Annotated in this window: 29 protein-coding genes; 13 read left to right on the top strand and 16 right to left on the bottom strand. The window is 58.5% G+C overall.

The window, feature by feature from the left end; all coding sequences use genetic code 11:
* From ACR0LZ_RS06100 to ACR0LZ_RS06110, 3 genes are read right to left on the bottom strand one after another with little or no spacing between them, the layout of a single operon-like run.
* Window positions 1-738, bottom strand: coding sequence for a VOC family protein (locus ACR0LZ_RS06100; protein ID WP_480748891.1), 738 nt, complete (start codon window positions 736-738; stop codon window positions 1-3).
* Entirely contained in the window at window positions 735-1,343 is a 609-nt protein-coding gene (locus ACR0LZ_RS06105) for an enoyl-CoA hydratase/isomerase family protein (RefSeq protein ID WP_480748892.1), read from the bottom strand. Before ACR0LZ_RS06105 ends, ACR0LZ_RS06100 begins: the two co-directional genes overlap by 4 nt.
* Window positions 1,340-2,089, bottom strand: a complete 750-nt coding sequence (locus ACR0LZ_RS06110) for an SDR family oxidoreductase (RefSeq protein ID WP_480749068.1) — start codon at window positions 2,087-2,089, stop codon at window positions 1,340-1,342. The genes ACR0LZ_RS06105 and ACR0LZ_RS06110 overlap by 4 nt, the downstream gene beginning before the upstream one ends.
* A gap of 135 nt (window positions 2,090-2,224) precedes the next feature.
* Here ACR0LZ_RS06110 and ACR0LZ_RS06115 point away from each other — a divergent pair, with 135 nt between their 5' ends.
* The 5 genes from ACR0LZ_RS06115 to lpxK all read left to right on the top strand — a co-directional run bounded on the left by ACR0LZ_RS06115 (window position 2,225) and on the right by lpxK (window position 8,279).
* Window positions 2,225-3,748, top strand: coding sequence for a DUF2125 domain-containing protein (locus tag ACR0LZ_RS06115; protein WP_480748893.1), 1,524 nt, complete (start codon window positions 2,225-2,227; stop codon window positions 3,746-3,748).
* 183 nt (window positions 3,749-3,931) lie between these two features.
* Complete coding sequence (locus ACR0LZ_RS06120; RefSeq protein ID WP_480748894.1) at window positions 3,932-5,278, top strand: TldD/PmbA family protein; 1,347 nt, start codon at window positions 3,932-3,934, stop codon at window positions 5,276-5,278.
* Window positions 5,265-6,062 (top strand): 3'(2'),5'-bisphosphate nucleotidase CysQ, encoded by a 798-nt coding sequence (locus ACR0LZ_RS06125; RefSeq protein WP_480748895.1) that lies wholly within the window; start codon window positions 5,265-5,267, stop codon window positions 6,060-6,062. Before ACR0LZ_RS06120 ends, ACR0LZ_RS06125 begins: the two co-directional genes overlap by 14 nt.
* The gene (locus ACR0LZ_RS06130; RefSeq protein ID WP_480748896.1) at window positions 6,059-7,294 is read left to right on the top strand and encodes a 3-deoxy-D-manno-octulosonic acid transferase; all 1,236 of its coding nucleotides are present in this window, start codon (window positions 6,059-6,061) and stop codon (window positions 7,292-7,294) included. The genes ACR0LZ_RS06125 and ACR0LZ_RS06130 overlap by 4 nt, the downstream gene beginning before the upstream one ends.
* Window positions 7,281-8,279 (top strand): tetraacyldisaccharide 4'-kinase, encoded by a 999-nt coding sequence (gene lpxK, locus ACR0LZ_RS06135; protein ID WP_480748897.1) that lies wholly within the window; start codon window positions 7,281-7,283, stop codon window positions 8,277-8,279. The genes ACR0LZ_RS06130 and lpxK overlap by 14 nt, the downstream gene beginning before the upstream one ends.
* Here lpxK and ACR0LZ_RS06140 read toward each other — a convergent pair whose 3' ends face one another.
* The 3 genes from ACR0LZ_RS06140 to ACR0LZ_RS06150 are packed head-to-tail and all read right to left on the bottom strand — an operon-like array spanning window position 8,280 to window position 10,577.
* Window positions 8,280-9,392, bottom strand: a complete 1,113-nt coding sequence (locus tag ACR0LZ_RS06140) for a CaiB/BaiF CoA transferase family protein (RefSeq protein ID WP_480748898.1) — start codon at window positions 9,390-9,392, stop codon at window positions 8,280-8,282.
* Window positions 9,392-10,057, bottom strand: coding sequence for a DsbA family protein (locus ACR0LZ_RS06145; RefSeq protein WP_480748899.1), 666 nt, complete (start codon window positions 10,055-10,057; stop codon window positions 9,392-9,394). The genes ACR0LZ_RS06140 and ACR0LZ_RS06145 overlap by 1 nt, the downstream gene beginning before the upstream one ends.
* A 13-nt stretch (window positions 10,058-10,070) precedes the next feature.
* Complete coding sequence (locus tag ACR0LZ_RS06150) at window positions 10,071-10,577, bottom strand: DUF721 domain-containing protein (protein WP_480748900.1); 507 nt, start codon at window positions 10,575-10,577, stop codon at window positions 10,071-10,073.
* Between the two features lie 93 nt (window positions 10,578-10,670).
* On the opposite strand from ACR0LZ_RS06150, the gene mutY reads away from it, so the two are divergent.
* Both mutY and ACR0LZ_RS06160 read left to right on the top strand, forming a co-directional pair.
* Window positions 10,671-11,714 (top strand): A/G-specific adenine glycosylase, encoded by a 1,044-nt coding sequence (gene mutY, locus ACR0LZ_RS06155; protein WP_480749069.1) that lies wholly within the window; start codon window positions 10,671-10,673, stop codon window positions 11,712-11,714.
* Window positions 11,715-11,776: 62 nt separating this feature from the next.
* Window positions 11,777-12,910: an alkane 1-monooxygenase gene (locus tag ACR0LZ_RS06160; RefSeq protein WP_480748901.1), complete on the top strand. Its 1,134-nt coding sequence runs from the start codon at window positions 11,777-11,779 to the stop codon at window positions 12,908-12,910.
* Window positions 12,911-13,008: 98 nt separating this feature from the next.
* Here the strand turns inward: ACR0LZ_RS06160 and ACR0LZ_RS06165 are convergent, their stop codons facing one another.
* From ACR0LZ_RS06165 to ACR0LZ_RS06180, 4 genes are all read right to left on the bottom strand, one after another.
* Window positions 13,009-14,391, bottom strand: coding sequence for an adenylate/guanylate cyclase domain-containing protein (locus ACR0LZ_RS06165; protein WP_480748902.1), 1,383 nt, complete (start codon window positions 14,389-14,391; stop codon window positions 13,009-13,011).
* Window positions 14,392-14,552: 161 nt separating this feature from the next.
* On the bottom strand, window positions 14,553-15,656 hold the full coding sequence (locus ACR0LZ_RS06170; protein ID WP_480748903.1) for a DNA methyltransferase: 1,104 nt from the start codon (window positions 15,654-15,656) through the stop codon (window positions 14,553-14,555).
* A 106-nt stretch (window positions 15,657-15,762) separates the two neighbouring features.
* Window positions 15,763-16,380 carry a ribonuclease HII gene (locus ACR0LZ_RS06175; RefSeq protein ID WP_480749070.1) on the bottom strand — a complete coding sequence of 206 codons (618 nt, stop codon included), beginning with the start codon at window positions 16,378-16,380 and terminating at the stop codon, window positions 15,763-15,765.
* A 106-nt stretch (window positions 16,381-16,486) separates the two neighbouring features.
* Window positions 16,487-16,993: a hypothetical protein gene (locus tag ACR0LZ_RS06180; protein ID WP_480748904.1), complete on the bottom strand. Its 507-nt coding sequence runs from the start codon at window positions 16,991-16,993 to the stop codon at window positions 16,487-16,489.
* A 176-nt stretch (window positions 16,994-17,169) separates the two neighbouring features.
* Here ACR0LZ_RS06180 and ACR0LZ_RS06185 point away from each other — a divergent pair, with 176 nt between their 5' ends.
* The 3 genes from ACR0LZ_RS06185 (at window position 17,170) to ACR0LZ_RS06195 (ending at window position 19,811) form a co-directional block, all read left to right on the top strand.
* On the top strand, window positions 17,170-17,457 hold the full coding sequence (locus ACR0LZ_RS06185) for a hypothetical protein (RefSeq protein ID WP_480748905.1): 288 nt from the start codon (window positions 17,170-17,172) through the stop codon (window positions 17,455-17,457).
* Window positions 17,429-18,130, top strand: a complete 702-nt coding sequence (locus ACR0LZ_RS06190; RefSeq protein ID WP_480748906.1) for a winged helix-turn-helix domain-containing protein — start codon at window positions 17,429-17,431, stop codon at window positions 18,128-18,130. The genes ACR0LZ_RS06185 and ACR0LZ_RS06190 overlap by 29 nt, the downstream gene beginning before the upstream one ends.
* Before the next feature lie 103 nt (window positions 18,131-18,233).
* Window positions 18,234-19,811 (top strand): DUF427 domain-containing protein, encoded by a 1,578-nt coding sequence (locus tag ACR0LZ_RS06195; RefSeq protein ID WP_480748907.1) that lies wholly within the window; start codon window positions 18,234-18,236, stop codon window positions 19,809-19,811.
* Window positions 19,812-19,877: 66 nt separating this feature from the next.
* Here ACR0LZ_RS06195 and ACR0LZ_RS06200 read toward each other — a convergent pair whose 3' ends face one another.
* The 6 genes from ACR0LZ_RS06200 to ACR0LZ_RS06225 form a co-directional block, all read right to left on the bottom strand.
* Entirely contained in the window at window positions 19,878-20,735 is an 858-nt protein-coding gene (locus ACR0LZ_RS06200) for a DUF1217 domain-containing protein (protein ID WP_480748908.1), read from the bottom strand.
* A complete protein-coding gene (gene flbT, locus ACR0LZ_RS06205; RefSeq protein WP_480748909.1) occupies window positions 20,672-21,073 on the bottom strand; it encodes a flagellar biosynthesis repressor FlbT in 402 nt (133 codons plus the stop codon). Before flbT ends, ACR0LZ_RS06200 begins: the two co-directional genes overlap by 64 nt.
* The gene (flaF, locus tag ACR0LZ_RS06210; RefSeq protein ID WP_480748910.1) at window positions 21,070-21,447 is read right to left on the bottom strand and encodes a flagellar biosynthesis regulator FlaF; all 378 of its coding nucleotides are present in this window, start codon (window positions 21,445-21,447) and stop codon (window positions 21,070-21,072) included. The genes flbT and flaF overlap by 4 nt, the downstream gene beginning before the upstream one ends.
* Window positions 21,448-21,523: 76 nt before the next feature.
* Window positions 21,524-22,831, bottom strand: coding sequence for a flagellin N-terminal helical domain-containing protein (locus tag ACR0LZ_RS06215; protein WP_480748911.1), 1,308 nt, complete (start codon window positions 22,829-22,831; stop codon window positions 21,524-21,526).
* 204 nt (window positions 22,832-23,035) lie between these two features.
* Window positions 23,036-23,395, bottom strand: a complete 360-nt coding sequence (gene flgN / locus ACR0LZ_RS06220) for a flagellar export chaperone FlgN (RefSeq protein WP_480748912.1) — start codon at window positions 23,393-23,395, stop codon at window positions 23,036-23,038.
* On the bottom strand, window positions 23,373-23,672 hold the full coding sequence (locus ACR0LZ_RS06225; protein WP_480748913.1) for a rod-binding protein: 300 nt from the start codon (window positions 23,670-23,672) through the stop codon (window positions 23,373-23,375). The genes flgN and ACR0LZ_RS06225 overlap by 23 nt, the downstream gene beginning before the upstream one ends.
* A 233-nt stretch (window positions 23,673-23,905) precedes the next feature.
* Here ACR0LZ_RS06225 and fliK point away from each other — a divergent pair, with 233 nt between their 5' ends.
* The 3 genes from fliK (at window position 23,906) to ACR0LZ_RS06240 (ending at window position 26,727) form a co-directional block, all read left to right on the top strand.
* The gene (gene fliK / locus ACR0LZ_RS06230; protein WP_480748914.1) at window positions 23,906-25,117 is read left to right on the top strand and encodes a flagellar hook-length control protein FliK; all 1,212 of its coding nucleotides are present in this window, start codon (window positions 23,906-23,908) and stop codon (window positions 25,115-25,117) included.
* 3 nt (window positions 25,118-25,120) lie between these two features.
* Entirely contained in the window at window positions 25,121-25,789 is a 669-nt protein-coding gene (locus tag ACR0LZ_RS06235) for a flagellar hook capping FlgD N-terminal domain-containing protein (protein WP_480748915.1), read from the top strand.
* Window positions 25,790-25,866: 77 nt separating this feature from the next.
* A complete protein-coding gene (locus tag ACR0LZ_RS06240; RefSeq protein ID WP_480749071.1) occupies window positions 25,867-26,727 on the top strand; it encodes a phosphotransferase family protein in 861 nt (286 codons plus the stop codon).
* The last annotated feature ends 1 nt before the right edge of the window (window position 26,728 follow it).

Genomic DNA, 26,728 nt, shown 5'->3' on the forward strand with positions numbered 1-26,728 from the left:
TCAACCGGGCAACAACGGATCCCCAAAGGCATCTGTGGTCACCTCGCAAAGCCCTTCGATTTCCAATCCCAGATAGTCCGGCACGGGGGCGAACCGCGCTTGAGGAATATGTTGAAACTCCAAGGTCGTATAGGGTCGTTTCCACAGCCATTCCCGGTTCTCGACAGCCCAGAGGTCGGGATCTGGCGGTGTCTCATCCGTAAAGGCGTAAAAATGCAGGTCAAATCCGAAAGCCGCCACATCCTGCCGTGACAACAGGCGCAAGCCGAGTGATTTGCACACCTTTTCTTCGGCCTGAATATCGCCCGTGCGCAAGGTAATTTGCCCGATGCCGGCATTGGAAAACGGATGTCCGGGCGTCGTCGCTCGTTCTGGTCGGTTGCCCTCGAAATCATGTTGGAGAAGTTCGATTGCGAACCCCTCCGGATCGGCCAGATGGCACATATATCCGATATCCACGAACTGAACCGGATCGCTGACGGCTACGCCCCGGTCCCGCAGATGGGCGACGGCCAGATCAACATCGGGCAAGGTGATGCCGATTTTCCAGTATCTCTGTCCCCGGTCAGCGACATATCCACCGCCACCGGGAAGCAACAAAAGATCGGCATCCTGCCCGGCATACCCGACGCGCCAGCCTTCGCCCGCGGGGGTTGTTCCCATGCCCAGAACATCGGAATAAAAACGCGCCAGTCCCGCTGGGTCGGCCACACGCAGCCGGACGGCTGAAATCCTCATCCGCACATCTCCGCGATACCCGTGGCGATTTCAGGTTTCGCGGCAAGGCTGTCGGCAACCAGATCGCGGGCAGTTGCCATCAGCGCATCGGCTTCGACAACCCGGTCCACCAATCCAAAGGTATAAGCCTCTTTTGCGGTGATCTTTTGACCCGCCATGAATATGAGCTTTGTCCGCGCCGGGCCGATCAGGGCTGCCATTCGCCTGGGGTCGGAAGGTTGCGGCAGAAACCCAAGCTTCATCACCGGATAAAAGAATTTGGCCGACGGCACGGCAACGCGCAGATCGCAAGCCAGCACCATACCATTCGCACCCCCGGCAAGCGTGCCGTTTAGCGCGGCCACGGTCAGACAAGGCAGCGCGGCGATAGCGCCCGAAAGTCGCTCCCACACGTTCGATGTTGCAAGCCCGGCCCGCGCCTCGTCCAGATCGGCCCCGGCGCTGAACACCTTTCCGATCCCGGTCAGGATCAGCGCCTTGGCATCCACGGCGGCCTCGGCAATAACCGCCAGATCCTCAAGCATCGCCCCGGTCAACGAATTGGCTTTGTCGGGGCGGTTGATGGTCGCGATCCAAAGCCCGCCTTCTTTGGTCAGTTCGATCATGCCAAACCAACCCTCTTGCGGATGCCCTCGTCCCGCAGCGAAATCTCGGTGCCGACATATTCGTCGGCATCCTCGGAACACATCCACAACAACGCCCGCGCGGGCCAGTCGGCGGGAATGTGTGCCTCCCAATCCAATTGACTGACCGGGTTGATGCCGCTGGCCTTGATTTCGCGCTGCATTTGGGTGGCGACCGTTCCCGGCGAAAGGCCCATCGCGCGGATGCCGTGGTGCCCCTCTTCAAGATGCAGGCACTCGGTCAGCATCGTAGCCCCCGCCTTGGAGGCGCAATAGTGGCTCCACGCCTCGATGGGGTTGTGCGCCGCCCCCGACGAGATGGTAAGGATCGATCCGCCACCGCCCGCGCGCATTACCGGCAGCGCGGCGCGCATGCCGTAGAAAACGCCTTTGAGATTGACGTCGATGACATGTCCCCACGTCGCCGGGTCTGCCCGCGACAGATGAGAGATCGGCTCGATCGCGCCGGCATTTCCGATCAGAACATCCAGCCCGCCGAACCGAGCCACGCAGGTGGCCACCGCCGCCTCGACCTGCGCGTAATCGCTGACGTCACACGGCACGGCGACGGCTTTTTCGCCAATTTCCGCCGCCAACGCCGAAATCTGCGCCCCGCCCCGCGCAGCCAGTACCACGTTCGCGCCCGCCGCGGCAAATACGCGCCCCGCTTCGGCGCCAATTCCACGGCTTGCGCCAGTGATCAGAACGGTTTTGCCCTGCATATCCATGAGGATGCCCTCTTTAAATTCCATCTGTCGCAAGTCGTAGCCCGCAAAGGGGGAAAGGGTCCAGCCCTTGCCCCCTTGACGCCCGCGCCCTCAAGCCCGACGATGCGCGCGAAATTGATCGAGAAGGGTTCTCTTATGACTGCTTTCTATCGCCGCAGCTGCGGTGCCGTGCTTGCCTATGTTGTCGCAACCCAGGGCGCGTGGGCCGACCTGACCGCAGCCGACGTTTGGGCTGACTGGCAAGCTTACCTGGGCGGCATGGGCTATGAAGTGACCGGCGAGACAAGCAATTCGGGTTCCGTCATGACGATCGCCAACATGGCGATGACCATGGAACTGCCCGAGGAAGACGGCCAGTTCTCGATGACGATTCCGTCCATGACACTTACCGAGAATGGCGATGGCACGGTTACCGCGGGATTCCCCGCCTCTTTTCCGATGGTCATCGACGGAAAATCCGAGGGCGAGACGTTTCGGGCAGAACTGACCTATTCGCATGATGATCTGAACATGGTGATTTCCGGCACGCCCGAAGACACAACTTATGACTATGCCGCCAACCGTGTCGGCGTTGCGCTGACCTCGGTTGACTTCGATGGTGAAACGCTTCCGCCCGAGGCGCTTTCAGCAGCCATGAACATGGTCAATGTTGCGGGCAAGTCGCAGATGAAAATCGGCGAGATGCGCGACCTCACGCAAAGCATGACAGCCGACAGCCTGACCTATGATGTCGCCTTTGATGATCCCGAATCCGAAGACCAGGGCAAGTTCAAGGGTACAATGAACGGCCTGAGCTTTGAGGGCACAGGAACGATTCCCAAGGAATTCGATCCCGCCAATTACAACAGCCTTGTCGAGTCCGGCTTCGACTTTGACGGCAAATTCACCTTTACATCGGGGGCGGGCGAAATCGCAGGCGTCGGTGATGGCCAGCAGTTCGAGATGTCCAGCCAATCCGAAGGGGGTGATTTCGCAATTGCCATGGATGCCGCACATATCGTGTACGATATCGCTCAGAAAGGCGTCAAAATTGCTGTCTCAACCGCGGACCTGCCCTTCCCGATCGAACTGGCGATGGCAAGTGCCGGGATCAAGTTCGACATTCCGGTTCAGGCATCTGACGAAGAACAACCCTTTGCCTTTGCCATGAACCTGACCGATTTCACCATGTCGGATATCCTGTGGGGCATGTTCGACCCGGCGGGCGCGCTGCCGCGCGATCCGGCAACCATCGCCCTCGACACAAGTGGAACGGCCAAGATCAAGGTGAACTTCCTTGACCCCGCCGTGGCCGAAACACTGGACGCAACCGATGCGGCTCCGGGCGAGCTGCACTCGCTCAGGATCAACGAGTTGATTGTCTCGCTTGTCGGGGCAAAGCTGACCGGCACAGGGGATTTCACGTTCGACAATTCCAACCTTGACGCCTTTGACGGTGTCCCCGCCCCGTCGGGCGAAGCGAACCTGCAATTGGTCGGGGCCAATGCGCTGATCGACAAGCTGATCTCAATGGGCTTTGTATCCGACGAAGACGCGATGGGCGCCCGGATGATGATGGGTCTGTTTGCCGTGCCGGGGGACGCGCCGGACACGCTGAACTCGAAAATCGAGATCAACGACCAGGGGCATGTGATGGCCAATGGCCAGCGGATCAAGTAATCTGAATTTCACGCCGCAAACAAAGGGCTGCCGATGTGGCGGCCCTTTTTTGTTTGCTTTGGCACAAGCCCTTCCGGATCGGGTCGCAACCCGATTCATCACCGATATGCAGCATTCTTTGGTCATCGGGCCTTGCGGCACGAACAGGGCAAGGCTAGGTCCAGAATAGACGACGGAGGCCATATGAAACGGACACCCGAAGAAATCAGCCACGCGCTTTTGGATGCGGCCCGCAAGGCGGGCGCGGATGCCGCAGATGCCATTGTGATCGACGGGTCCTCGGTTTCCGTCGAAACCCGTAACGCGACGCTGGAAAAGGCCGAGCGGTCCGAAGGTGTCGATCTTGGGCTGAGGGTTTTTCTGGGTAAGCGACAGGCCATCGTGTCCAGCTCCGACAGTCGGCCAGAAACCCTCGCCACAATGGCCGAACGCGCGATTGCCATGGCCCGCGAAGCGCCAGAAGACCCTTATGCCGGGCTGGCTGGCTCGGATCAGATCATCAAGGCGTGGGATGTCGAACCGCTGCAGCTGTTTGACCCCACGCCCGAACCCAGCGCCGAGGCGCTGATGCAGGACGCACTGGAAGCCGAGGCCGCGGCGAAAGCTGTAAAAGGCGTGACACAAGTGTCAGATGCGGCGGCGGGCTATGGCGTGCATCGCGTTCATCTGTGTGCGACAAACGGTTTCTCCGGGGGCTATGCACGATCCAGCCGCTCGATCTCTTGCGTCGCGATTTCCGGCGAGGGCACAGGGATGGAGCGCGACTATGACGGTGACAGCCGCACCTTTCAATCCGACCTTCGCTCCGCGCGGGACATCGGACAAACCGCGGGAGAGCGCGCAGTGCAGTTGCACGGTGCGCGAAAGCCCCGAACGGGAACATTTCCGGTTCTGATCGACGAGCGCATATCCTCTTCGCTGATCGGTCATCTTGTGGCGGCCAGCAACGGCGCGGCCATTGCGCGGGGGGCCTCGTGGCTCAAGGACAGTCTGGGCGAACATGTGTTGCCCGACGCGTTGTCACTGGTCGAAGACCCACACCGTCCCCGCATATCGGGCTCGCGCCCCTTTGATGCCGAAGGGTTGCCAACCGCAAAGCGTGCGATCGTGAAAGACGGCATTCTGACTGGATGGACGCTGGATCTGTCCAGTGCGCGCAAGCTGGACTTGCCCGCAACCGGCAACGCCGTACGCGGCGTATCAGGACCACCGTCGCCCAGCAACTGGAACCTGAGTCTGACACAAGGCAGCCAAAGCCGCGATGATCTGTTGCGCGACATGGGGACCGGGCTGTTGGTGACCTCGATGATCGGGTCGACCATCAACCCCAATACCGGCGACTATTCCCGGGGCGCATCCGGCTTTTGGGTCGAGAACGGCGAAATCTCGTATCCGGTCAATGAATGCACCATTGCGGGAAATCTGCGTGACATGCTGCGGCGGATCATCCCGGCCAATGACGCACGCCCCTATCTGTCCCGCGTGGTCCCGTCACTTCTTGTCGAAGGGATGACCCTTGCCGGAAACTGACCTGTCCCTGCTCGTCGAGGCCGCGCTCGAGGCCGGGCGGATTGCCACCCGGTATTCGGGCGATACCGCCCAGCGCTGGGACAAGCCGCAAGGCGGCGGACCGGTGACAGAGGCGGATCTGGCCGTCAACGCCATGCTGGAACAACGGCTGCCCTCGGCCCGGCCCGGTTATGGCTGGCTGAGCGAAGAGACCGAGGATAACGACGACCGCCTGCACCGCGAGCATGTGTTCATCATCGACCCGATCGACGGCACCCGCAGCTTTGCCGAAGGGTCGAAAACATGGGCGCATTCCCTGGCCATTGCCCGCAATGGTGTCGTGACTGCGGCAGTGATCTATCTGCCGATGCGAGACCTGCTCTACGCCGCCGCTGAGGGTGAAGGTGCTACGCTGAATGGCGCAACCATCAGCACCACCGGAACGGGCGATCTGGAAACGGCAGAAATTCTTGCGGCCAAGCCCAACCTGAACGGGCGTCATTGGCGCGGTGGCGAGGCGCCCACGTTTGTGAGGGCCTACCGGCCGTCCCTCGCCTATCGCATGGCGTTGGTCGGACAGGGGCGTTTCGACGGAATGCTCACGCTGAGACCAAGTTGGGAGTGGGACATCGCCGCTGGCGACCTGATCCTGCGCGAGGCGCAGGGGGCCTGCACCGACAAAAAAGGCCAGGCTTTGCGTTTCAACAACCCTAACCCCAGGCTTGACGGTGTCGTCGCGGCCGGGCAACGGCTGCATTCGCTGCTGCTTGCCAAACTCGAGCCGGACGAGGGTTGGACGACATGAGCCGATCACGCTCGCTCAGCCTTAAGGCCTATCGGGTATTGTCCTGGCGCGGCACGAAACCCGATAGCGGCGGCGCGCCACCGCGCCCCAAAGGCGACGTCTTGTGGGTTCATGTGGCAACCCAAGACCACGTTGCCCCGGTCAACGACTTCTGTCGCCATCTGTTGAATCAAAAACCCGATCTGTCCGTGATGCTGACTGTTCCAGACAGTTCTGCCCTGGCAAACTGGACCGGCATGATCGCACCGGTGTTTCAATTGCCCGCCGACAACACAAACTCGGTGCGCAGATTCCTGGATCATTGGCGCCCCAATATGGGTTTGTGGGTCGGGGGCGGTTTGCTACCCAACCTTGTGGCGGACGCAGCGGATCGCAACATTCCCATGATCCTGATGGAAGGGGACGCGGATGTCGTGATCCCCCGCCGCCATCGGTGGCTACCGGAAATTCCACGCCACACCCTGAACTGCTTCCAATCCATCCTCACCACCAGTGACGACAAGGCACGGCAGATCCGTCGGCTTGGCGTCCCGTTTTCCAAAGTATCCATCTCTGCCCCGCTGAAGGTCAGCCCGAACCCGCTTCCATGGCCCGAGGACGAGCTGATCGAAACCAATCACGCGCTGTCCAGCCGCCCAATCTGGCTGGCCGCCTGGGTTCAGGACAAGGAATTCATCACGGTTCTGACCGCTCATCGCCATGCGCTGCGTCTGCTGCCCCGTCTGGTGCTTGTCCTGCACGTCGCCGACGCAGCAGAGGCTGGGCCGTTGCAAGCGCGGTTGAAAGCCATGGATTTGCGCTGCGCCGACTGGGACGCGGGCGATGCGATCGAAGACAACACCCAGGTCATTCTTTGCGCCGACCCTCAGGATCTGGGCCTGTGGTATCGCGTGTCACCGCTGACCTTTCTGGGCAGTTCGCTGGAATACGGGGCATCAGGGCAAAACCCGTTGGATGCGGTGGCGTTGGGTTCAGGCATCATTCATGGCCCCTTTGTCCGGCACCACACGGACGTCTACGCCCGTCTGGCGAATGCCAAGGCCTCGCGCATCGTGCGATCCGCCGACGAACTTGGCCGGGTCGTCGTGCATCTTCTGGCCCCTGATCAGGTGGCCGATATGGCCCTGGCCGGCTGGCAGGTCGTCAGCGAAGGGGCGCAGTTGATGGACCAGTTGACGGATATGGTGCAGGAAACGCTCGACAAACGGAGGGTGGGCGATGCGGGCGCCTGAGTTCTGGAACACACCCGCCGACCGTCTGGACTGGCGGGCGCGGCTGTTGAAACCGCTGGGCGGGATATATGCCCGCGCCACGGCGCGCAGGCTGGCGGCGGGCGACGGGGATCACCCCGGCATTCCGGTGATCTGCGTCGGCAACCTCAACGCCGGGGGTACTGGAAAAACCCCGACGGTCATCTGGGTGGTCGAACAGCTGCGCGATGCGTGGCACAAGCCGCATGTCGTCACCCGTGGTCACGGCGGATCACTGGAAGGCCCGGTTCGGGTCGACCCCTCGCGCCACACTGCGGACCAGGTCGGGGACGAGCCTTTGTTGCTGGCCGCCTTTGCCGAAGTTTGGGTCGCGAAAGATCGTGCCGCCGGGGCGCGGGCAGCGGCGGCGGATGGTGCCAGCGTTATCGTTCTGGATGACGGGTTTCAAAACCCAACCGTGCGCAAGGATCTTTCCTTCATTGTCGTGGATGCGGCGCGGGGTTTCGGCAATGGGCTGTGCCTGCCTGCCGGTCCCCTGCGCGAACCCGTCGATACCGGCCTGCGCCGGGCCGATATCGTCCTGTCGCTCGGGCCACCCGAAGCGCAGGAGCAATTTGCCCGGCTATGGGGATCAAGGCTCATCATCCCGCACGCCACAGGAGAATTGAAGCCGCTGCAAACCGGCATGGACTGGAGCGGTACGACCGTTCTTGCCTTTGCCGGAATCGGACACCCGGACAAGTTCTTCCGAACCCTGCGTGGGCTGGGGGCCGACTTGAAACGGGCCGAAGCGCTGGATGACCATCAACCGCTGACGCCCGCGCTCATGAGCAGGCTGGAACACGAAGCGAAACTGCTGGGTGCACAGATGGTCACCACCGAAAAAGACGCCGTACGTCTGCCGCCCGCATTTCGCAGCAAGGTCATAACCCTGCCCGTTCGCCTGCAAGTCGAACAGGCCGACATGGTGCGCGACATGATGCTGGTCAGGGCGCCGTCGCCCTGATCAGTTGTCCTCGCCCAGTTTGGGCGCAGCCCGCGTCAGGGCCAGCTCAGCGCCTGAAAAGACAAACGGCGACCGCACCCCCGGCACACCGTCCAATTCGATCTGCATGCCGCGTGCAATCACCTGCGGGTCTGCCATGACCTCGTCCAGCGTGTTGATCGGGCCGGCCGGTATGCCCTCGGCTTCGCAGGCGGCCAACAGATCGGCCTTGCCGCGCTGCGCGGTTGCCCCGTTCAGCCGCGCAATCATCACCCGGCGATTTGCCAGACGGTCCTTGTTGCGCAGAAACTCGGGCGCTTCGGCCATGTCATCAAGCCCCAGAACCCGGCAAAGCCGCTGATACTGCCGGTCGTTACCGGTTGCGATGATGATATGCCCGTCGGCGCAGTCAAAAACCTGATATGGCGCCAGATTGACATGGGCATTGCCCATCCGCTCGGGCGCCTTTCCCGTGGTCAGATAGTTCAGCGCCTGATTGGCGGTCACGGCCACCGCCACATCCAGCAGCGCCATGTCCACCTGTTGTCCCTTGCCTGTGCGCTGCCGCTGATGCAGCGCCGCCAGCACCCCGGCGACGGCATAGATACCGGTAAACACATCCGTAATCGCGACGCCGGCCTTTTGCGGTTGGCCTTCGGGTTCACCCGTGATCGACATCAGCCCCGACATGCCCTGAATGATAAAGTCATACCCTGCGCGATGTGCATAAGGCCCGGTCTGACCAAACCCTGTGATAGAGCAGTAGATGAGGCGCGGATTGATTTCCTTCAGACTGTCATAGTCCAGCCCGTATTTCTTCAGCCCGCCAACCTTGAAGTTCTCGATCAGGATATCCGCGTCCGCGACCAGGTCGCGCACGCGCTGTTGACCCTCGGGCGTCGAAAAATCCACCGTGACCGATGCCTTGCCCCGGTTTGCCGAGTGGTAATAGGCCGCCGAAACATCCTCGTCCCGGGTTACGAATGGCGGACCCCAGGCGCGCGTATCGTCTCCCGCCGGGGATTCGACCTTGATTACCTCCGCGCCCAGATCGGCAAATGTCTGGCCCGCCCAGGGGCCAGCCAGAATGCGTGCCAGTTCGATGACCTTCAAACCGGCCAGAGGGGCCGACATCAGTTGCCCAGCTCGTCTTCGATCAGTTTCTTGAAATCGGCATAGGACTGGTTTTCGACCTTCTTGCCGTTCACCACGAAACTCGGGGTTGCGCTGATGTCGTCACGCTCGGCGTTTTCCTGATACCAGGCCACAAGGGTTTGCGCCTTGGTCGAATCCTGCAGACAGGCTTCAAGCTGTTCGTTTTCGATACCCGCAAGCCGCCCGATCTTGCGCAGCTCGTCCACAACTTCGCTTGGACCACCCGCACGCGCCCATTCCGATTGGCCGTCAAAGATCAGATCGGTGATACCAAAGAACTTGTCCGGCCCGGTACAGCGCGCGATCATCGAAGCCCACAAGCCGAACCGGTCGAAATAGACCTCGCGATAGACGAACTTGACCTTACCAGTGTCAATGAAGTCCTTTTTCAGTTCCTTGTAGGGCCCCGCGTGAAACGCGGCGCAATGGGGGCAGGTGTACGAGGCGTATTCGATGATTTCGACCGGCGCGTTCTCGTCGCCCTGAACCATCTCCACGATGGTCGAGGTATCGATATCGGCTTCCTGCGCGTTGGCTTCGGCCACCAGCGGAATCGAAGGAACCCCGGTTGGAGTGCTTGTCAGCCAATAGGCCCCTGCGGCCACGGCGATAGCCGCACAGATCACGGTTGCAATTCGGGTCATGTCCTGCCCTTTCTCAGCTTTTTTGTTTGGATAATACGTTGCGGCCCAGCCGTTCAAGTGCGGCGCGCAAATCATTGTCGTGAACATCGCTTGCGGCCTTGTCGGCCTCGGCAGCGATTTCGGGTGCGATAACGGGTTTTTCGGTCTTCGGCTTCGGTTGGAAACTGGCCTGACCTTCGGCAAACCCGGTCGGCGCGGTCTGAGTGATGCGTATTCGGCTGATCGCGTTGTAGCCGTAGACGGCATTCACCCTGGCGCGCAGCTGTTCCTTCTGCATTTCCAGCATCGGTGCCTGCGGACCGGTCGTCAGAACGGTCAGCGTCGCGCCAAAACCGCCCTTGCCATAGCCGATGTTGACCGGGCGCGCGATTGCCGCGATATCCTGCCCTGCGATTTCGGGCCAATGGGTCAGCAGCCGCGACACCGCAAACCCGCGGCTTTCCCCGGCGCGCCGGATCTGGTCATTCAGCAGCGTCGCGGTGCGTTTGAAACCGCGTGTGGTCGATGGGCGTGGCGGCATCTGGTTTCCGACTCCTCGTCCGCTATTGTAATAGGCGATGGGGCGGGTGCCAGCGAAACCCGACGAGTCGAGGAATAAATCTTGCGTGACGCAATGGACACTGATGTAAGCGCCGCCTTGCTGCGCTGGTACGATCGCAACGCCCGCGACCTTCCGTGGCGTGTCAGCCCCGCCGCGCGCAAGGCAGGCGAATACCCCGACCCTTATCGTGTGTGGCTGTCCGAGGTGATGCTGCAGCAAACCACTGTCGCGGCGGTGCGCGACTATTTCCAACGCTTCACGGCACGCTGGCCCCGCGTTCAGGCCCTGGCCGCCGCCGAGGACGATCAGGTGATGGCCGAATGGGCCGGGCTTGGGTATTACGCCCGCGCCCGCAACCTGCTGAAATGCGCCCGTGTGGTGACCCAAGTTCATCAGGGCCGTTTTCCCGATACCTATGACGCCCTGATCAAACTGCCGGGGATCGGCCCTTATACCGCCGCTGCGATTGCCGCCATCGCCTTTGACCATCCTGAAACGGTGCTGGACGGCAATGTCGAACGGGTGATCGCGCGATTTCACGACATTCACGACCCGCTGCCGGGCGTGAAACCCACACTCAAGGATCTGGCAGCAACCCTGACGCCAATTCAGCGCCCGGGCGACTATGCGCAGGCGGTCATGGATCTTGGCGCCACCATCTGTACCCCAAGGTCTCCGGCCTGCGGAATCTGCCCGCTTCGCGACCGCTGCCGGGCAAGGGAGGCAGGCACCATGGCGGATCTCCCACGGAAAACCCCGAAGAAACCCAAACCGACCAGATACGGATATGCCTATATCGCCCGTCGCCCGGACGGGGCGTGGGTGATGGAACGGCGGCCCGACAAGGGACTCTTAGGGGGAATGCTGGGCTGGCCCGGTCCGGAATGGTCCGAAATACCGGATAAAACACCGCCCTTCATGGCGGACTGGCGCATGCTGCCGGGAGAGGTGCGACATTCCTTCACCCATTTTCACCTCATCCTGCGTATTCGAACCGCCACGCTACCCGATGGCTTTTGCGCCGAAGGCACAACGATTGTCGGCAAGCACGAATTCCGGCCCTCGGCCCTGCCAACCGTCATGCGAAAGGTCTATGATCTGTGGCGCGGCGAATAGGCAGATGGGCATCCCCGATCTGTGCGCCTACTCTCCGCCTAGTTGAATAACGGATCTCGAAAATGAACGCGACCAAAGCTCCGCCCTCCGGGCAATCCGCACTCCCCTACTGGATATCGTACCTGCTGGTTCCCCTGATCTGGTTCACGGCGGTCTTGGGAGGATGGTGGTTGATCCTTGTCCCCCTTGCGACATGGTGGGCATTTGCCGTTCTGGATCACCTGACGGGTCTTGACCTGGCAAACTCCGACCCCGACACGCCCGACGATGCGCTCGGCTGGCATATCCTTTTGACCAAGGTCTGGGTGCCGGTCCAGTTCGTAACCCTGTTCGGCCTGATCTGGTATGCCACCAGCGCTAACCATTTGGATACAGGCGAAAAGATCGCCCTGTTTTTCGGAATGGGGGTGCTGTCAGGCACCATCGGCATCAACTACAGCCACGAATTGATGCATCAGAAAAGCCGGGGTGAACGGTGGCTGGGCGACATCCTGCTGGCGATGACGCTCTATTCGCATTTCCGCTCCGAACACCTGCTGGTGCATCACCGCTATGTCGGAACACCACGGGACCCGGTGACGGCACGCTATAACGAGGGCTTCCACCGGTTCTATCCCCGCGTCCTGCGCCAAAGCCTTTGCTCGGCCTTTCGCGCCGAACGGGACATGCTCGCCCGCAAGGATCTTCCATGGACCGATCCGTCAAATCCGTTCTGGCGCTACTGGGCGTTGCAGGCTGCGATGCTTTTGCTGGCGCTGCTGATCGGCGGATGGGCGGGGCTGGGCCTGTTCCTCGTTCAGGCAGCGACGGCAATCTGGCAACTGGAACTTGTGAACTATGTCGAACATTACGGCCTGACCCGGAAACATCTCGGGGACGGGAAATACGAACATGTCCGCCCCTGCCACTCCTGGAATGCGGCGCACAAGGCGTCGAACTGGCTGCTGATCAACCTTCAACGCCACTCCGATCACCACTACAAGCCCGACCGCCGGTTTCCGTTGTTGCAGAACCATACGCCCGATGCCGCGCCACAACTGCCCTATGGCTATCCGGTGATGACCGTGGCTGCCATGATCCCGCCACTCTGGCGCCGTGTGATGAACCCACGCGTTCGCGCATGGCGGCGGCAGTACTATCCCGAGATCACCAATTGGAAGCCGTATAGCAAGGCCCAGAACCCGGTCCCCCGGTAAAAGGCACGGCCGCATCGCGCGGAGTTTGCCCCGTGCGATGCCCGACCTTACGAGAGGCCGCGCATCATTGATGCGCTTCCAACTGGCGGGAGCATTTCTCAGATCGTCCAGACATCCAGTGGCTGATCGACACCACGGATATTCTGATCCTTACGCAACTCAAATCCTGTCAGCAATTCGGGTGTCGCACCGGCATCCTGCATCGCGTGTCGCCGCAAATCGTCGCTCATCACGATTCGGGTGTCGAAATCGCGGGTCAGCGCCTCAAGCTTGGCGGCAACATTCACCGCATTGCCAATGACCGCGAATTCCAGCCGGTTGGCACCGATATCCCCCAGCACGACCGCGCCGAAATGTATCCCTATGCCGACCCGTATCTCAGGCTCGCCCGCGCGGCGCCGGTCCAGGTTCCACCGGTCGATGACGTCAACCATCGAACGCGCGCAGGCCAGCGCGTTCGATGCATCCCGATCGCCCGCCAGCGGTGTGCCAAAGGTCGCCATCAGACCGTCGCCCAGATATTTGTCGAGCGTGCCACCGTGACGAAAGACCTCGCTTTCCATCCGTGCATGGAAGCCACGCAAAACCTCGATCACCGCATAAGGATCACGAGAGGCGGCGAATTTCGTAAAACCCACTATGTCGATAAACAAAACCGCCACATCGGCCTCGCGCACCTGTTTCAGCGGCTCGTCGTTCTGGCTCAGTTCCTCAACCACATTGGGCGAGAAATAGCGCGACAGGTTGGCCCGCTCCCGCTCCAGCCCCGCATTGGTCATCAACAACCGGTTGAGTCGCCGCATGGACACGCCCAGGGTCACGGCGACCATCACGAAGACAACGACCTGCTGGATACGCTGCGGGATCATGAAGCTGTTGGGATCAAGCAACTGGGCCACATCCGGGAACCCGGCAAAAGCCTTGGCGAACTGCTCGCTGAGACCCGGAACCGGAGTTGCAACCCACCATGCCACGATCCAGCCGACCGTCCACATGGCTGCGGTCCATGTTCCGATGGCAATCACCGTGCGCCAGGAATAGGCCAGCGTTCCGGCAGCCAGGATGATGAAGAAATACTGAAAGTTGTCGAACCGGTACTGCATCGCAAGCGGTCGAACGTCTTCGCTGAACGGGTTCGGAATCACCATGCCCAGCGTCATGATCAGCAAATCGGCAAAGATCAGAAACAGCTCCAACCGCGATTGCCCGACCCGCCCGGCCCGCCGGATCAGCCAGCCATTGGCGCAAATCAGCGCGAGTATGAAATGATAATAGAGAACATCCCAGTTCGGATTGAGAAACACCAAAAGCGGCGCAGTCAGACCCATCGCGATCCAGCGCGCGCGAACCGCCAGTTCCAGCCCCTCGCGCTTGTGTCGCTCCAGTGCGGCTTCGGTGTATTTGTTTTCCAGATCGAACTCATCCGGTCGCGAGATGGAAAACCGATCCAATCGTGAACGGAAGATGCTTGTGTCGGTCATGCCGGGGCCTCTTGCAGTCAAGCAGCAGACGGGAAATTCCCGGTCCATCCAATCACCCCGGACGACAAAGGAAAAGGCCCCGCCGTTTTCGGCGGGGCAAGTCATAGTGCCATGTGTCAGGCCACAGGCACCGGCGGTATGAGTGAGAATTTGAGTGAGTTTCAGTTGTACAATTCGGCACGTACCTGCTGTCGCAGCACGTCAATTGGGACAGTTTTGCCCTCGCGCTTGAAACACCAATAGGTCCAGCCATTGCAGGACGGCGCGTTTTCCAGATGCGCCCCAACCTGATGAATCGAGCCTTTGACGTTGTCTCCGATCAAAGTGCCATCGGCACGTACCTTGGCTTTGTGACGCCGGTTCATCGAGTACAACTCTTCTCCCGGACGCAAAAGGCCACGTTCAACCAACTGGCCAAAGGGAATGCGCGGCTCGGCGCGCTTGCTGGCGCTGACCTCCAACGCTTCACGATCGAACTTGCGCACATTGGCGATGCGCTTTTCTGCGACCTTGCGATAAGCCTCTTCCCGCTCGATCCCAATGAACTCCCGGCCCAGCATCTTGGCTACGGCGCCAGTGGTACCAGTACCAAAGAACGGGTCCAGCACGACGTCACCAGGGTTGGTCGATCCGATCAGCACACGATGCAACAACGATTCCGGCTTTTGCGTCGGATGTGCCTTGTCCCCGTTTTCGTCTTTGAGGCGCTCATGTCCTGTACAAATCGGCAGCACCCAGTCGCTGCGCATCTGTACACCTTCGTTCAACGCCTTCAGCGCCTCATAGTTGAACGTATATTTCGCGCCCTCGGATTTCGACGCCCAGATCATCGTTTCATGAGCATTTGTAAGGCGCTTGCCGCGGAAATTCGGCATCGGGTTGGATTTGCGCCACACGACATCATTCAAGATCCAGTATCCAGCGTCCTGAAGTGCGGACCCTACGCGGAAAATATTGTGATATGATCCGATGACCCAGATTGCACCGTTGGGTTTCAGCAAGCGCCGCGCAGCCTTGAGCCAGTCGCGGGTGAACTGATCATAGACCGCAAAGCTCGAAAACTGGTCCCAGTGGTCATCAACCGCGTCCACCTGGGAATTGTCAGGGCGGTGTAGCTGCCCCTTGAGTTGCAGGTTATAAGGTGGGTCCGCGAAAATCAGGTCCACTGACGCCTCGGGCAGACTGTTCATCGCCTCGATGCAGTCGCCGGAAAGGATCGTGTTCAACGGGAGCGCGGTTGCGCCCTTGGACTTGGTTGTGGTCATTTCTCTGCCTCAGATTCCACGGCGCTTTTGCGCTCATTTGGTTGAGACAAGGATGAGTCAATCCTGATTCGCCGTCAAATTCTTTTTTGAATCATAGGGTTACGAATTACTCTTGATACAATATATTGTGGACAGGTTTGAACGAACGCCTATGGTGTGGGGTCACACCAAGATTTCGGAGCGCCTCTTTGTGCTGTTTTGACGGATATCCGGCGTTGCTCTCCCAGCCATAGCCAGGATGCTGTTGCGCCAAATCCACCATCACCCGGTCGCGCCATATTTTTGCCGCAATTGAAGCCGCCGCAATTGATACGGATCGCGTATCGCCCTTGACCACCGCCTGACTCGGCAGGCCAAGGCCGCGCGGGATCATGTTGCCGTCGATCAACAGATAGTCGGGTGCAGGATCAAGGGCCGCGACCGCGCGCTCCATCGCCAGGTGAGAGGCACGCAGAATGTTAACTCGGTCAATCTCTTCAACGGTTGCCTCAGCAACCGATACCTCGGCGGACTCTCGTAAAATTTGATCCAGCCCCATGCGGCGTTTCGCACTCAACTTCTTGGAATCGTTCAGCCCCTCGGGGATGTTGCCCGGATCAAGAATTACTGCTGCGGCAACAACAGGCCCGGCCAAAGGGCCGCGACCCACTTCATCGACCCCTGCAATCCTGAGATAGCCACGCGCCCGAAGCGCCATTTCAATATCAAAACTGGGCATAGTCATCTTCATGGAAAACCGCGTTTTGCCTCATGGCGCAAGAAAAAAGGAAGGGCGGCCAAGTGCCACCCTCCCCAACGCGGTGCTTCTGCGGCGCCGCTGTGCTCGAAACTCAGCGATACTGGACGACGCGATATCCTTGCTGTCGCAGACAGCTTGGCTCATAGGCGTGACGTACGTGTTGCCCATTCCAGAACCCAACCTTGCAGGACTCGGGCAGCTTGCGAGCATGTTTGTAGTGTTTGTTCAGGCACCGTTGACCCAAGACGGGTCGGTTGCTCCCGTATCCATTGAATGTCCTCAAGCATCTTTGCGGAAGATCGTATCGCGCCACATGTCCCGGAATAGGACGGGCATGACGCCGGTCGCGGCTTCGGCGGTCTAAATTATTGTCATCATAGTGATGCCGGTCATAGCGATTGTCGTAGTAACGGGTCACCGATTGCGACCGATCCTCTTTCTTGTTCTTGTTGTATTGATTGACGGCGGCGCCGATTATCGCGATTGCAGCCAGGCCACCCAGAATGTCATGCGCATCTGCGGCTTTCGCCCTTGATGCAGAAATACCAGTGATTCCGATGGCGGTGGCTACGATCAGAGCGATGAATTTACGGTGCATGGTGCATGTCCCTTCAATGTAATCCGCGATCCATGGGTAAGGACCGCCCTGTGATGCACCGAACCTGTCTGCACCCGCTTCAGACAGGCAATATCGTTCCTTTGTTATCCGATATCATTGCTGGCAAGGCCCTGTGGTTATTGAATATCGCGCGAAGCCCGCGCAGGATGCCGCTTATGAAACAGATCCTCACTTTGTTGGCCACTGCGGCCCTGATATCCCTGACACCCGCAGCGCATGCGGCAGACTGCTATGCCGATTATAAAGCCAAGCAGGATTCACCTTTGCGGCTTCACTATGGGGTTATGCAGGTATCAAACTGCTCGCAGGGTGGCGCGAAACAGGAAGTGTCTGCGCGGCTGAACGCGGCGGGCTGGAAGCTTTTGAATGTGATATCGGTCTTTGGCCCGGAAGGCCTGAACAAGAGGAAGGCGAATGCCGGACAGTTCTATCTCCGTTTCTGAAGCCCGGCGCTCGGGAACGCGGCTGGTCGGACTGGGCATTGCCGCAATCGTTGTGATCCTGATCATCGCAGCAGCGCTTTTGTTCTGGACCCTACCGGATGCAAACGCATTCAATGCGCGGGTTGAGCGGCTGTTTGTTGAAAGCGACCTGACGTCGCAGGCCGAGATCAAGTTGTTGGAAATTCTGGCACAGTCCGGAACCGCGTTTGCGGACACGCTGTCGAGTTACCGGATGGTGATCTTTGTTCTTCTTGTGTTTGCCAGCGCGATGATGATCGCCGCGCTGGTTTTTCTGGCGATGCTTGTCCTGCTGAACCGCCGCATGGCACAGATCGAACGCACTGGGATTCAGGTGACCTCCCTTTTGATAAGTCGCGAAGAGAACACCGTCTATCTCAACAACATGGATTTCAAACTGACCCCGGCAGCGATGGAAACTTTGTCTGTTCTGGCCGAATCCCGACTTGACGACGAAGTTCTATCGGGCGCCGAGATCGAGGGGATGATTTCAGGCAAGCACGCGTCTGAGTGCGACGAAGCGGCCGGAGCCACGCGGATCAAGCGTCTGCGCGACGCGCTGGGGAACCAGATGGTCAGCGAGTTGCTGGTCAAGAACATCGCCCGCAAAGGATATATGCTGGCGATCGAAAAAGACGTCATTCAGATGATCTGAGCGATTGCCAGCTCTCAATCGGTAAAAACATGGAGCGTGCCCTTGGCAAGCGCAGTTGCCGCGCCCATCCTTATGTTTCAGCTCAGGGGAAAGGAGGCCGCGCATGAACGTCCACAGCACCCCGCGCACCAAAGGGTACAGCATCTCGATCGAACCGTTGAAAGGCCGTATTGCCGCCTATCGCGACGACGTTCTGCTGGCCGAGAGCGTTCGCGCCAAGGTCATGTATGAAACGCGCCTGTCACCAACGATCTACTTCCCGAAAGAAGACGTGAAGGTGGCGCTTGGCGCACCGACTGAATTGCAGACCTTTTGCCCCTTCAAGGGCACGGCAACGTATCGCGACCTGGTTTTGGGGGAAACACATGTGCCCAACTCGATATGGGCATACGAAGATGCGCTACCCGAGAGCGAAGGTATTCAGGGTTATGTCGGCTTCATGCCCGGTGCCTACACACGGATCGACCTTGGAGGAAACAAGCTTGTCGAACCCGAAGACGGGAATGTCGGCGGACCCCTGATCAACTGGCTGATGCGCGGAGCGTCGGCGATTGCGACACCCGAAGAATTCACCCAAGAGCTGGCCGAAAAGATGCTGGAACAGGGAATTGCGATCCAACGTCTGGGTATCCTCGTCTGGTCACTGCATCCGCTGATCGCGGGAAAGCACTACATCTGGGAAAAAGGGGAGAAAGAGATTTCCACCTTTGCGCCAACTTACGAAATCTATGACCATCCCGCCTATACCAACAGCCCGCTGCGGCATGTGTCGAACGGGCTGGGAGGAGTACGGCAACGGCTGACCGACGATTTCCCCGAAAACAGCTTTCCGATCATGGAGGATCTGCGCGCCAAGGGGGCGACCGACTATGTCGCCATGCCGATGCCGTTTTCCGACGGGCGGACGAATGTCTTAACGCTGACATGTGATCATCCGCAGGGGTTTACCACGGAAAATCTCGGGCTGGTGTTTGAATGCTCGGCCATCATCGGGCGGTTCTACGAAGTGTTCACACAGCGCGAAAACGCACAGACTCTTCTGGAAACCTATGTTGGAAAACGCACCGGCGCGAGGGTATTGGGTGGAGACATCCGGCGCGGAGACGGGGATGAGATTGATGCCGCGATCATGTTCTGCGATTTGCGCGGCTCGACCATGCTGGAAGAAAAACTGGGGCGAGCAGAATACATCAAGCTGTTGAATGATTTTTTCGAAACCGTCTCTGGTATCGTGCACGAGCATGGTGGTGAAGTTCTGAAGTTCATCGGCGACGCGGTGCTGGCCGTTTTCCCGGCTGGTGATGACCCGGCAATGGCGCGAATTCACTCGCAACGCTCGGCAGTCGAGATTGTCGAACGCTTGGCCGCGTTGCGTGCCACTGGCGTGGGCGCCCGGTGCGATTGCGCAATCGGCCTTTCCTATGGTCGCGTGACATTTGGCAATGTCGGCTCGCAAGAGAGACTGGACTTCACCGTCATAGGTCAGGCCGCCAATATCGCGGCTCGGTTAGGAGATTACGGCAAAACTGCCGGCCACCGAATTGTCGTTTCACAAGACATCGAACCGTCCTGTTCCGACGTGACGCCGTTGGGAAAAGTGCAGCTTCACAACGTGTCAGAGCCGGTTGTTTCGTATGCGGTTCGTACTCAAACCGACTCCGCCGGAATGGGGCACGACTAGCTTTAGTTCTGATTTTCAATCTTTCCGGCTGAATCGACTAGCTTTTCGGGAGCAGCGCAACAATCATCACCGGCCGCGTCGAAGCAAAGTCAGCGCGATGCTGGCCGAGTTGGTTCCTGTGGCAAACGTTGATATCTGCGATTGCGCCAGGAAAACAGTGGTCAGGCTTGCCAGCTTTTGCGGCTGGGTGAATTGCGACAAGTCAGAAGACCCGGTTCGGGCACGCAGTTTATCTTTGAAGACCTCTAGTTGCTTGTCGATGTCAAGTTGCGCAAATGTGGACGGCAACGCCAGCGCCGTTTCCATCATTTCGCGCAAGGGCGGCAGGCTCATCAGTCGGAACCATTTTGCATCTTCCCTACCCGGACCCCCAGCCAGCGCCGGCAACTCATGCTGTGCGTACAGTGCCACCCGCATGGACTCGTTGGATTCACTAACAGAAATTTCAAAACGGGACGACAGGTTTTTGCGAACGATTTCTGCCATTTGCGCGGACGTTCTGGTTGTCGCCGTCTCTCCGGGACCAAATCCGAAAGCGGCCGAAAAGTTACGATATCTTTGGTCCGAGAGCCGGTTCGCCAACGCGTCATCCGCGCGGGTTCCGTCTTCGAGAACCTTGCGAATAAAGTAGGTGTTGTTGATATCTTCCTCTAACCCAAAAGCCCCCAAAGCAACCCGTAGCAATTGCCGGTCGGATACCAGGTCTTTGGCCGATTTGATACTTGGGATCTTTTCGAGGAAATACTGCGATTCCCGCTCCAGCCTCGGTGATTTGGAGAAAGCCTGAAATTGGGTGAGGTAAGTGCGCTGCAAAAACCGCCACCCAACCAAGCCATCCGAGGGTATTACGGGCCGAAAGCTCATTGCCGGTACGCCATTAACCGTTCCTCGCGAGGCAAGAGTGAGCGCAGCGATTTGAGGCATCTGTAAAACTGCCCGGAAATAAGGGCATCAGTTGCCTCTGCCAGAATCGACCGACTGTCAGGATCGGTGAACACCTGGCTCAACTCTTCGACACGACGAAGCAGTGAAAGGCGTGCCGCTTCCCCGCTCATATCCCCCGACAGGACAAGCTGTATTGCATAACACACACGCCTAACCGGGGTTGTGGCTTGATCGGGGTGAATGGCATCGCGCAGCCTCAGCACATTCGCCTGTGGTGTCATGATCGAAAATCGGCTTCGGCGCTCGCCGTTTTCGATCACGACGCCGTTGATCAGAACCCGTTCTTTCGGCGCAAGTTTGAGAACCAGCCCTGTCATGCCGCAAGCTCCACTCGGCGCAACCCCCGCATTACCGCAAGGTTGATTTCTACCAACGGATCCACTGTGGCTTTGCCGGACAAGACCAGGCCGCTGTGGTAATGGGTAAACTCGGCAAGATAGAAGATTCTGGCCCGCAAGTCCTCAGGCAACGCGTTTTCCTTATCCGCAACCTCTGTAGCAAGTAGGGTCCAGAGCCTCCGGTTTTCGTGCAGAGCTTCTGCAAATCGGCCGAACTCGACATTCTGTTTGGAAGCTGCTGATTTCAGTCTGTGTGTAATGCGCGAAATCGCGTCATACTCCGTATCTCGCGGGGTACTGATCGGCACATGCGCCTGCGCATAAGCTTTCTGAGCGAGTGTTTGCGGTGTCACTTGGGATCCTTCCGATTTCTCTCAGGCTGGGTTTTGTTGCCGGAGCGCGTTTCCGCGCTCCGGCGAGGATCCACAATCAGCGGAACAGCGACAGAATCGTCTGCGGCGCTTGGTTGGCGATCGACAGCGACTGAACCGCAAGCTGTTGCTGGGTTTGCAGAGCCTGCAATCTGGCCGAAGCTTCTTCCATATCCGCGTCGACCATCGCCCCGATTCCGGACTTCAGCGAGTCGCTGAGCTTGGAGACAAAATCCGACTGTGTTTCGATCCGACCGCGAGCCGAGCCGAACGAGGCTGCCGCATCGATCGATGTCTGGATCAGGCTTTCGATTTCAGTCAGCGCACTTTTTGCGCCGGCTTCGGTGGACACATCGATACCAGCCAGCCCCTCAAGGCCGCCCCCAATCGCAACATCCGAAGTTTCAATTGCCTGAAGCGACACATTGTTGCCGGTGCCAGTCTCACCTGTGAAGGTGATCGTAGCGACGCCATCGGACGCGACAGAAACCGACGCAGCGAGGCTGGACCCTGCGGACAGCGTGCCGTCCTCAATAGCCGCAGCGACTCGTTCGTTGAACGCCTTGGCCAACCCGTTTGCAACGTCAGCCTGCGTGTCACCATCACGGGCCACATAGGATACGTCCCGGCTCGCATCATCGAAAGCCGCCCCAACCGTACCCGCAGCACCTGAAATGTTGATCTGGATGCCGGTTCCGGCCGTTACGCTGTCGACGACCAAAGTGGTCGTGGGTGCGGTTGCGGCGCCAGTCAATGCGACTGCAGAGGCAGCATCAAGACCGCCACTGATTGTTGCGCCCGATCCAGCCGCCGCAGCGGTGCCAACCGACCAATCAGTCGCTTCGATGCCCAAATCGAACTTACCGACGTCAATGTGGCTTACATCCACCGTGCCATCCGGGTTCCGGTCCAGCGAGCTGAGAACCTGAACTGTGCCAGACCCAGCGGCCGTATCCTTGTTGGTCAGCAGATTGAGGCCGTTGAACTGTGCAGCGCCGACCACCGAGTTGATCTGATCCCGCAGCGCAGAAATGTCGGTCTGGATCTTTCCTCGGTCGACGTTTTCTTCCTGTGCGGCAACGATCTTGCCTTTGATCTGAGTCAGCAGATCGGTCACGGATTCGGCACCGTTTTGCGCCACCGCCACGGTCGATTCCCCCAGCGACAGACTGTCGGAAATCCCCTTGAACCCCTTTACATCGGATTCCATGACCTTTGAAATCGCCCACACCGCCGCGTTGTCCTTGGCGGAGGCGACAGACTTGCCAGTCGAAATCTCGCTTTGGGTCATGCCGAGGTTCTTGTTGACCGCCTTCAAGGTCTGCAGCGCGACCATTGCGCCATTGTTCGTCAGAATACTGGACATTTTATTTCCTCTTTCCATGGGTGATTTGTCACCCTGTTTCATCCCGCGCGGAGTAGCGGGCTTGGTGTCTTTCTGACTTTTGCGATTGACCTTGAGGACATCGCGCCACCCGTTCGTTAGGTGCACCCTCAAATTGGGCGATGATGTCCTAATGGATTGCTAAAGGGTGCGGCCTTCATTTGGTCAATTTGAATCAACGCCGATCTATGCCCGTTTTTCCAGGGTTCGGTCATTGCGTATTGCAAAACGATCTCTGCGACCATCGCGCTGATACACCTCAAACCCTTGCTTGACGCGATTCATTTCCGCGATGCGAGAGGCAACATTATGAATACCTTCCATCGCACCCTGCAGCAGGAACTGATTCCTTTCGATCTGGCTTTGTAGTCCGCGCAGCGCGCCCGTTTCGCCGTCCTGACCATTTTTTAATTCGTTGATCAGGCTTTCTTTTTTTTCCGTCAGGGCCTCCAACTGATCAAGTCGACCCTTGATCAATATGGCCTGCTCTTTCTCCAACACCTCAAATAGCGCGCTGATCAGGTCATTCCGGCCGTCGTGTGCCATTCTCAGCCTCCATCAAAATGTTGAAAATCATTTCGGTCAGGCCGATACCGCCTGCCTTGGTCATATGTTCCGCTTGCTCGCGAACAAGCATGGATGAAAACTGTTCTTCTCCTACCCCACCGCCAAAAGCACCGCCTGATTTCGTTAGGCCTGCGGATTTCAGCATTTCTGCCAGAAAGGTCGCTTCAACATCTTGCGCCGCTTTCCAGGCGGCTTGGGCCTGGTGAGGAATTGCGCTGTCAAAAGGCACAGACGGTGCGTGTCGCGAAATCTGCATAAGACACCTCGAAAATTACGTTCAAACGGGGTGATGAAATCGTATGGCGGTTAAAAAAAAATAACCGGTTGGGGATCAATCTGGGGCGATCAACAATTGCGCAGGTGGCAATGAACACAATCAGCCCCATAAACCCGACCGGCTCTGGCCCGGCCGTAGAGCGCCGGCCCGAAACCGCTCTGTCGCGGGACGCCGCACAGCCCCCAAAAGACGCAAGGCCCTTCGACAGTTTCATGAAAGCGGCTGACGACAATAGCACGGCAGAGTCGTCCGATACCGCGCATTTGCCCGACGCAGAGAATTCGGAAACACCGGATGAGAAGCTGGGTCAGGATGATTTGCAGTTTTTATCAACAGGAGCACAAACCCCGGGTGACGAACGTCTCGAAGATGCTCGTGCATTCGAAATTTCTGGGAAACCCAATGCAGACGCGGGTGCGGGTGCGCCAAATTCAGGAAAAGACCAGGTCACCTTGACCAACGACGCGGAACAGCCGCCCGACCCCTTAAATTCTGTCGTACAGAAGGATGACCGATCTCGGGCAGAACCTGAATTAGGAAAGAACACGAAAGCACCAGAGTTCGCTGGCCCGGGCAGTCAATTTCTATCTGCGGTTACAAGCGATGCAGATTTTCGCGCGCGACAATCGCTAGCGGCCATCCGCGCTGGCGCAATTCTGGACTCCGAGAACAGCGGGGCAGCCGTATCGGAGGCCACTGTCAAAGTGGCGGGAAAACTCGAGAACACCAAGGTCGCTGCGGCGGATCTGGCGACCAGCCACGATTCGGAAGAAAAGATCAGAACAGATGTCACGGCTTCTGCCTCACCCACGCCTGCTGAGAAAGCGGACAGCTCTCTGGCGACTGGCTTCAAAGTGATGGCTCAACCAGTACAAATGTCTGCGATGTCCTTTGGCGTTTCAAACCTCGAACGGTTGCTGGATACTGATCGTGCGCACTCCGAACTTTGGCCAAGTTCGCACAGTGATGACACCATTAGCGGGTTTGACGTGACGCAAGTCGGACTGTCAAAAGAAAACAGTTACATGCCGACGACAAGGGTCGAGACAGTGCGGTTCATCGGCGGACAGTTGTCCGCCGCAATTTCCGCTAAGCCCGGGACTGACAAGATCGAAATAACCCTCAATCCCCAAGAGTTGGGGCGCGTTTCCATGGGGTTGAGCACAAAGGACGACGTCTTGGTTTTATCGATCACGGGTGATCGCGCCGAAACGCTGGACCTGATGCGCCGCCATATTTCAGAGCTTTCCGCCGAGTTTCGCGAACTGGGGTATAACTCTATCTCTTTTGATTTTCACAATCGCGATCAAGGCTCGTCCAGAAAGGAAAAGACACCAAATCCGGAGAGCTCAAGTGACGACCGTGAAATCTTCGATACCCGACCCATTCGAGTTGCGGGATCGGGTCTTGATCTGAGGATTTGAATAATGTCTGGAACTATCGAACCAATCTTGCCTACGAACACCAGAACTTCTGGTACCACATCAGCATCAAGCACGTCCGCACTTACATCCGATTTCGAGACATTTCTCAAGATGCTGACTGCACAGGCGCAAAACCAGGACCCCCTGGAACCTATCGGCTCGTCTGAATATGCGGCACAGCTGGCACAGTTTTCAATGGTCGAACAGCAGGTGAAAACTAATGAAACCCTGTCGGTACTCGTCGCAAAACTGGGACAGCCCGGTTTTTCAGAGTTGGCAGGTTGGGTCGGACTGGAGGTTACTGCAGTTGCACCTGCAAATTACCAAGGCGAGCCGGTGACCATATCCTGGCCTCGTGTACCCGATGCCGACAAAGCTATTCTGAAAATCGTCGATTCAAACGGCGCAACCGTTGACCGAATCGAATTCTCCACCACTACACAATCCGTCGTCTGGAACGGCCAGGACAGCAGCGGAAACGCTGTTCCTTTCGGCCTCTATTCTTTTGCGGTCGAAAGTTATGCCAAGGATGTACTGGTCGAAAACTCTCTGGCGGCGGTGAGTGAAAAAGTCTTTGAAGCGCAGGTGGCAGGTGGCGAAATTACTCTTGTGCTTTCCGGCGGGCAGACGATTTTGCCCTCAGATGTCGCATCGGTGCGAGCGAAGAGTTGATCTAATGGACAGGACAGGTCAAACGGTGGCGAAAAATCGCCAATGCCGAACCGTAATACAAGGAACTCACCTTGACCGTGGACTCGCCTCCTCCGGACGCTTTGATCAAGGACCTGCTGCAATTGGGCGTGTATTGCTCCGGCGACAGGTTCGAAACGCTATATGGCGGGAGGACCAACCGGGTTTGGAAACTCGCGGGCCAGCATTCGGATCAGGTTCTCAAACTGTATCAAAGCGGTTTTGCAAATCCCCTGTTTCGCAATGACGCTCGGCTTGAAGCGGAATGCCTGCGTGTCTTCAAGAGTAGCGGTTTTGTTCCACAACTGAGGGCTACTGGTGTCTGCGGCGCAGAAAGCTGGGTGCTTTATGATCATGCACCCGGATCACCCTGGCGCGAAAACCCCGAGACCGTGGCACATCTTCTGAACAGATTACACAGCAGCAATGTCACGATCCCCGTTCCCGAAGGATGTAACGGAAGCGATGACCTGGCACGCCATGCCGAGGATATCCTGAACCTTTGCGAACCGGATGACCGAGACGTAGTGATGCTCCGCCGCCCCAACGGGGATGTTCCCCCCTTGTCCGACCAACGCTTGATTCACGGCGACCCGGTCGCGGGCAACATACTGATCGCAGGAAAGCGTGCGACGCTCATAGACTGGCAATGTCCCGCCTTTGGCGACCCCTGCGAAGATTTGGCGCTCTTTTTGTCACCTGCCATGCAGTGGCTTTACCGGGGACAACCGCTGAGCCAAGACGAAATCAAGTGTTTTCTGGACGCGTATCACGATGTCGATATTGTCGCGCGATATCATGAATTGCGCCACTGGTTCGGCTGGCGCATGGCTGCCTATTGCCTGTGGCGCAGTCGAAACGGCGCCAAGGACTACGAGACCGGATTGCAGCTGGAACTGGACGCTTTGAGCGATCTCTAGA

The organism is Ruegeria sp. CI1 (assembly GCF_056536925.1).

Bases quoted from the DNA above. Each gene is read 5' to 3' on its own strand.
- ACR0LZ_RS06100 (WP_480748891.1), bottom strand. From the start codon at position 738: ATGAGGATTTCAGCCGTCCGGCTGCGTGTGGCCGACCCAGCGGGACTG.
- ACR0LZ_RS06105 (WP_480748892.1), bottom strand. From the start codon at position 1,343: ATGATCGAACTGACCAAAGAAGGCGGGCTTTGGATCGCGACCATCAAC.
- ACR0LZ_RS06110 (WP_480749068.1), bottom strand. From the start codon at position 2,089: ATGGATATGCAGGGCAAAACCGTTCTGATCACTGGCGCAAGCCGTGGA.
- ACR0LZ_RS06115 (WP_480748893.1), top strand. From the start codon at position 2,225: ATGACTGCTTTCTATCGCCGCAGCTGCGGTGCCGTGCTTGCCTATGTT.
- ACR0LZ_RS06120 (WP_480748894.1), top strand. From the start codon at position 3,932: ATGAAACGGACACCCGAAGAAATCAGCCACGCGCTTTTGGATGCGGCC.
- ACR0LZ_RS06130 (WP_480748896.1), top strand. From the start codon at position 6,059: ATGAGCCGATCACGCTCGCTCAGCCTTAAGGCCTATCGGGTATTGTCC.
- lpxK (WP_480748897.1), top strand. From the start codon at position 7,281: ATGCGGGCGCCTGAGTTCTGGAACACACCCGCCGACCGTCTGGACTGG.
- ACR0LZ_RS06140 (WP_480748898.1), bottom strand. From the start codon at position 9,392: ATGTCGGCCCCTCTGGCCGGTTTGAAGGTCATCGAACTGGCACGCATT.
- ACR0LZ_RS06145 (WP_480748899.1), bottom strand. From the start codon at position 10,057: ATGACCCGAATTGCAACCGTGATCTGTGCGGCTATCGCCGTGGCCGCA.
- ACR0LZ_RS06150 (WP_480748900.1), bottom strand. From the start codon at position 10,577: ATGCCGCCACGCCCATCGACCACACGCGGTTTCAAACGCACCGCGACG.
- mutY (WP_480749069.1), top strand. From the start codon at position 10,671: ATGGACACTGATGTAAGCGCCGCCTTGCTGCGCTGGTACGATCGCAAC.
- ACR0LZ_RS06160 (WP_480748901.1), top strand. From the start codon at position 11,777: ATGAACGCGACCAAAGCTCCGCCCTCCGGGCAATCCGCACTCCCCTAC.
- ACR0LZ_RS06165 (WP_480748902.1), bottom strand. From the start codon at position 14,391: ATGACCGACACAAGCATCTTCCGTTCACGATTGGATCGGTTTTCCATC.
- ACR0LZ_RS06170 (WP_480748903.1), bottom strand. From the start codon at position 15,656: ATGACCACAACCAAGTCCAAGGGCGCAACCGCGCTCCCGTTGAACACG.
- ACR0LZ_RS06175 (WP_480749070.1), bottom strand. From the start codon at position 16,380: ATGACTATGCCCAGTTTTGATATTGAAATGGCGCTTCGGGCGCGTGGC.
- ACR0LZ_RS06180 (WP_480748904.1), bottom strand. From the start codon at position 16,993: ATGCACCGTAAATTCATCGCTCTGATCGTAGCCACCGCCATCGGAATC.
- ACR0LZ_RS06185 (WP_480748905.1), top strand. From the start codon at position 17,170: ATGAAACAGATCCTCACTTTGTTGGCCACTGCGGCCCTGATATCCCTG.
- ACR0LZ_RS06190 (WP_480748906.1), top strand. From the start codon at position 17,429: ATGCCGGACAGTTCTATCTCCGTTTCTGAAGCCCGGCGCTCGGGAACG.
- ACR0LZ_RS06195 (WP_480748907.1), top strand. From the start codon at position 18,234: ATGAACGTCCACAGCACCCCGCGCACCAAAGGGTACAGCATCTCGATC.
- ACR0LZ_RS06200 (WP_480748908.1), bottom strand. From the start codon at position 20,735: ATGCCTCAAATCGCTGCGCTCACTCTTGCCTCGCGAGGAACGGTTAAT.
- flbT (WP_480748909.1), bottom strand. From the start codon at position 21,073: ATGACAGGGCTGGTTCTCAAACTTGCGCCGAAAGAACGGGTTCTGATC.
- ACR0LZ_RS06215 (WP_480748911.1), bottom strand. From the start codon at position 22,831: ATGTCCAGTATTCTGACGAACAATGGCGCAATGGTCGCGCTGCAGACC.
- flgN (WP_480748912.1), bottom strand. From the start codon at position 23,395: ATGGCACACGACGGCCGGAATGACCTGATCAGCGCGCTATTTGAGGTG.
- ACR0LZ_RS06225 (WP_480748913.1), bottom strand. From the start codon at position 23,672: ATGCAGATTTCGCGACACGCACCGTCTGTGCCTTTTGACAGCGCAATT.
- fliK (WP_480748914.1), top strand. From the start codon at position 23,906: ATGAAAGCGGCTGACGACAATAGCACGGCAGAGTCGTCCGATACCGCG.
- ACR0LZ_RS06235 (WP_480748915.1), top strand. From the start codon at position 25,121: ATGTCTGGAACTATCGAACCAATCTTGCCTACGAACACCAGAACTTCT.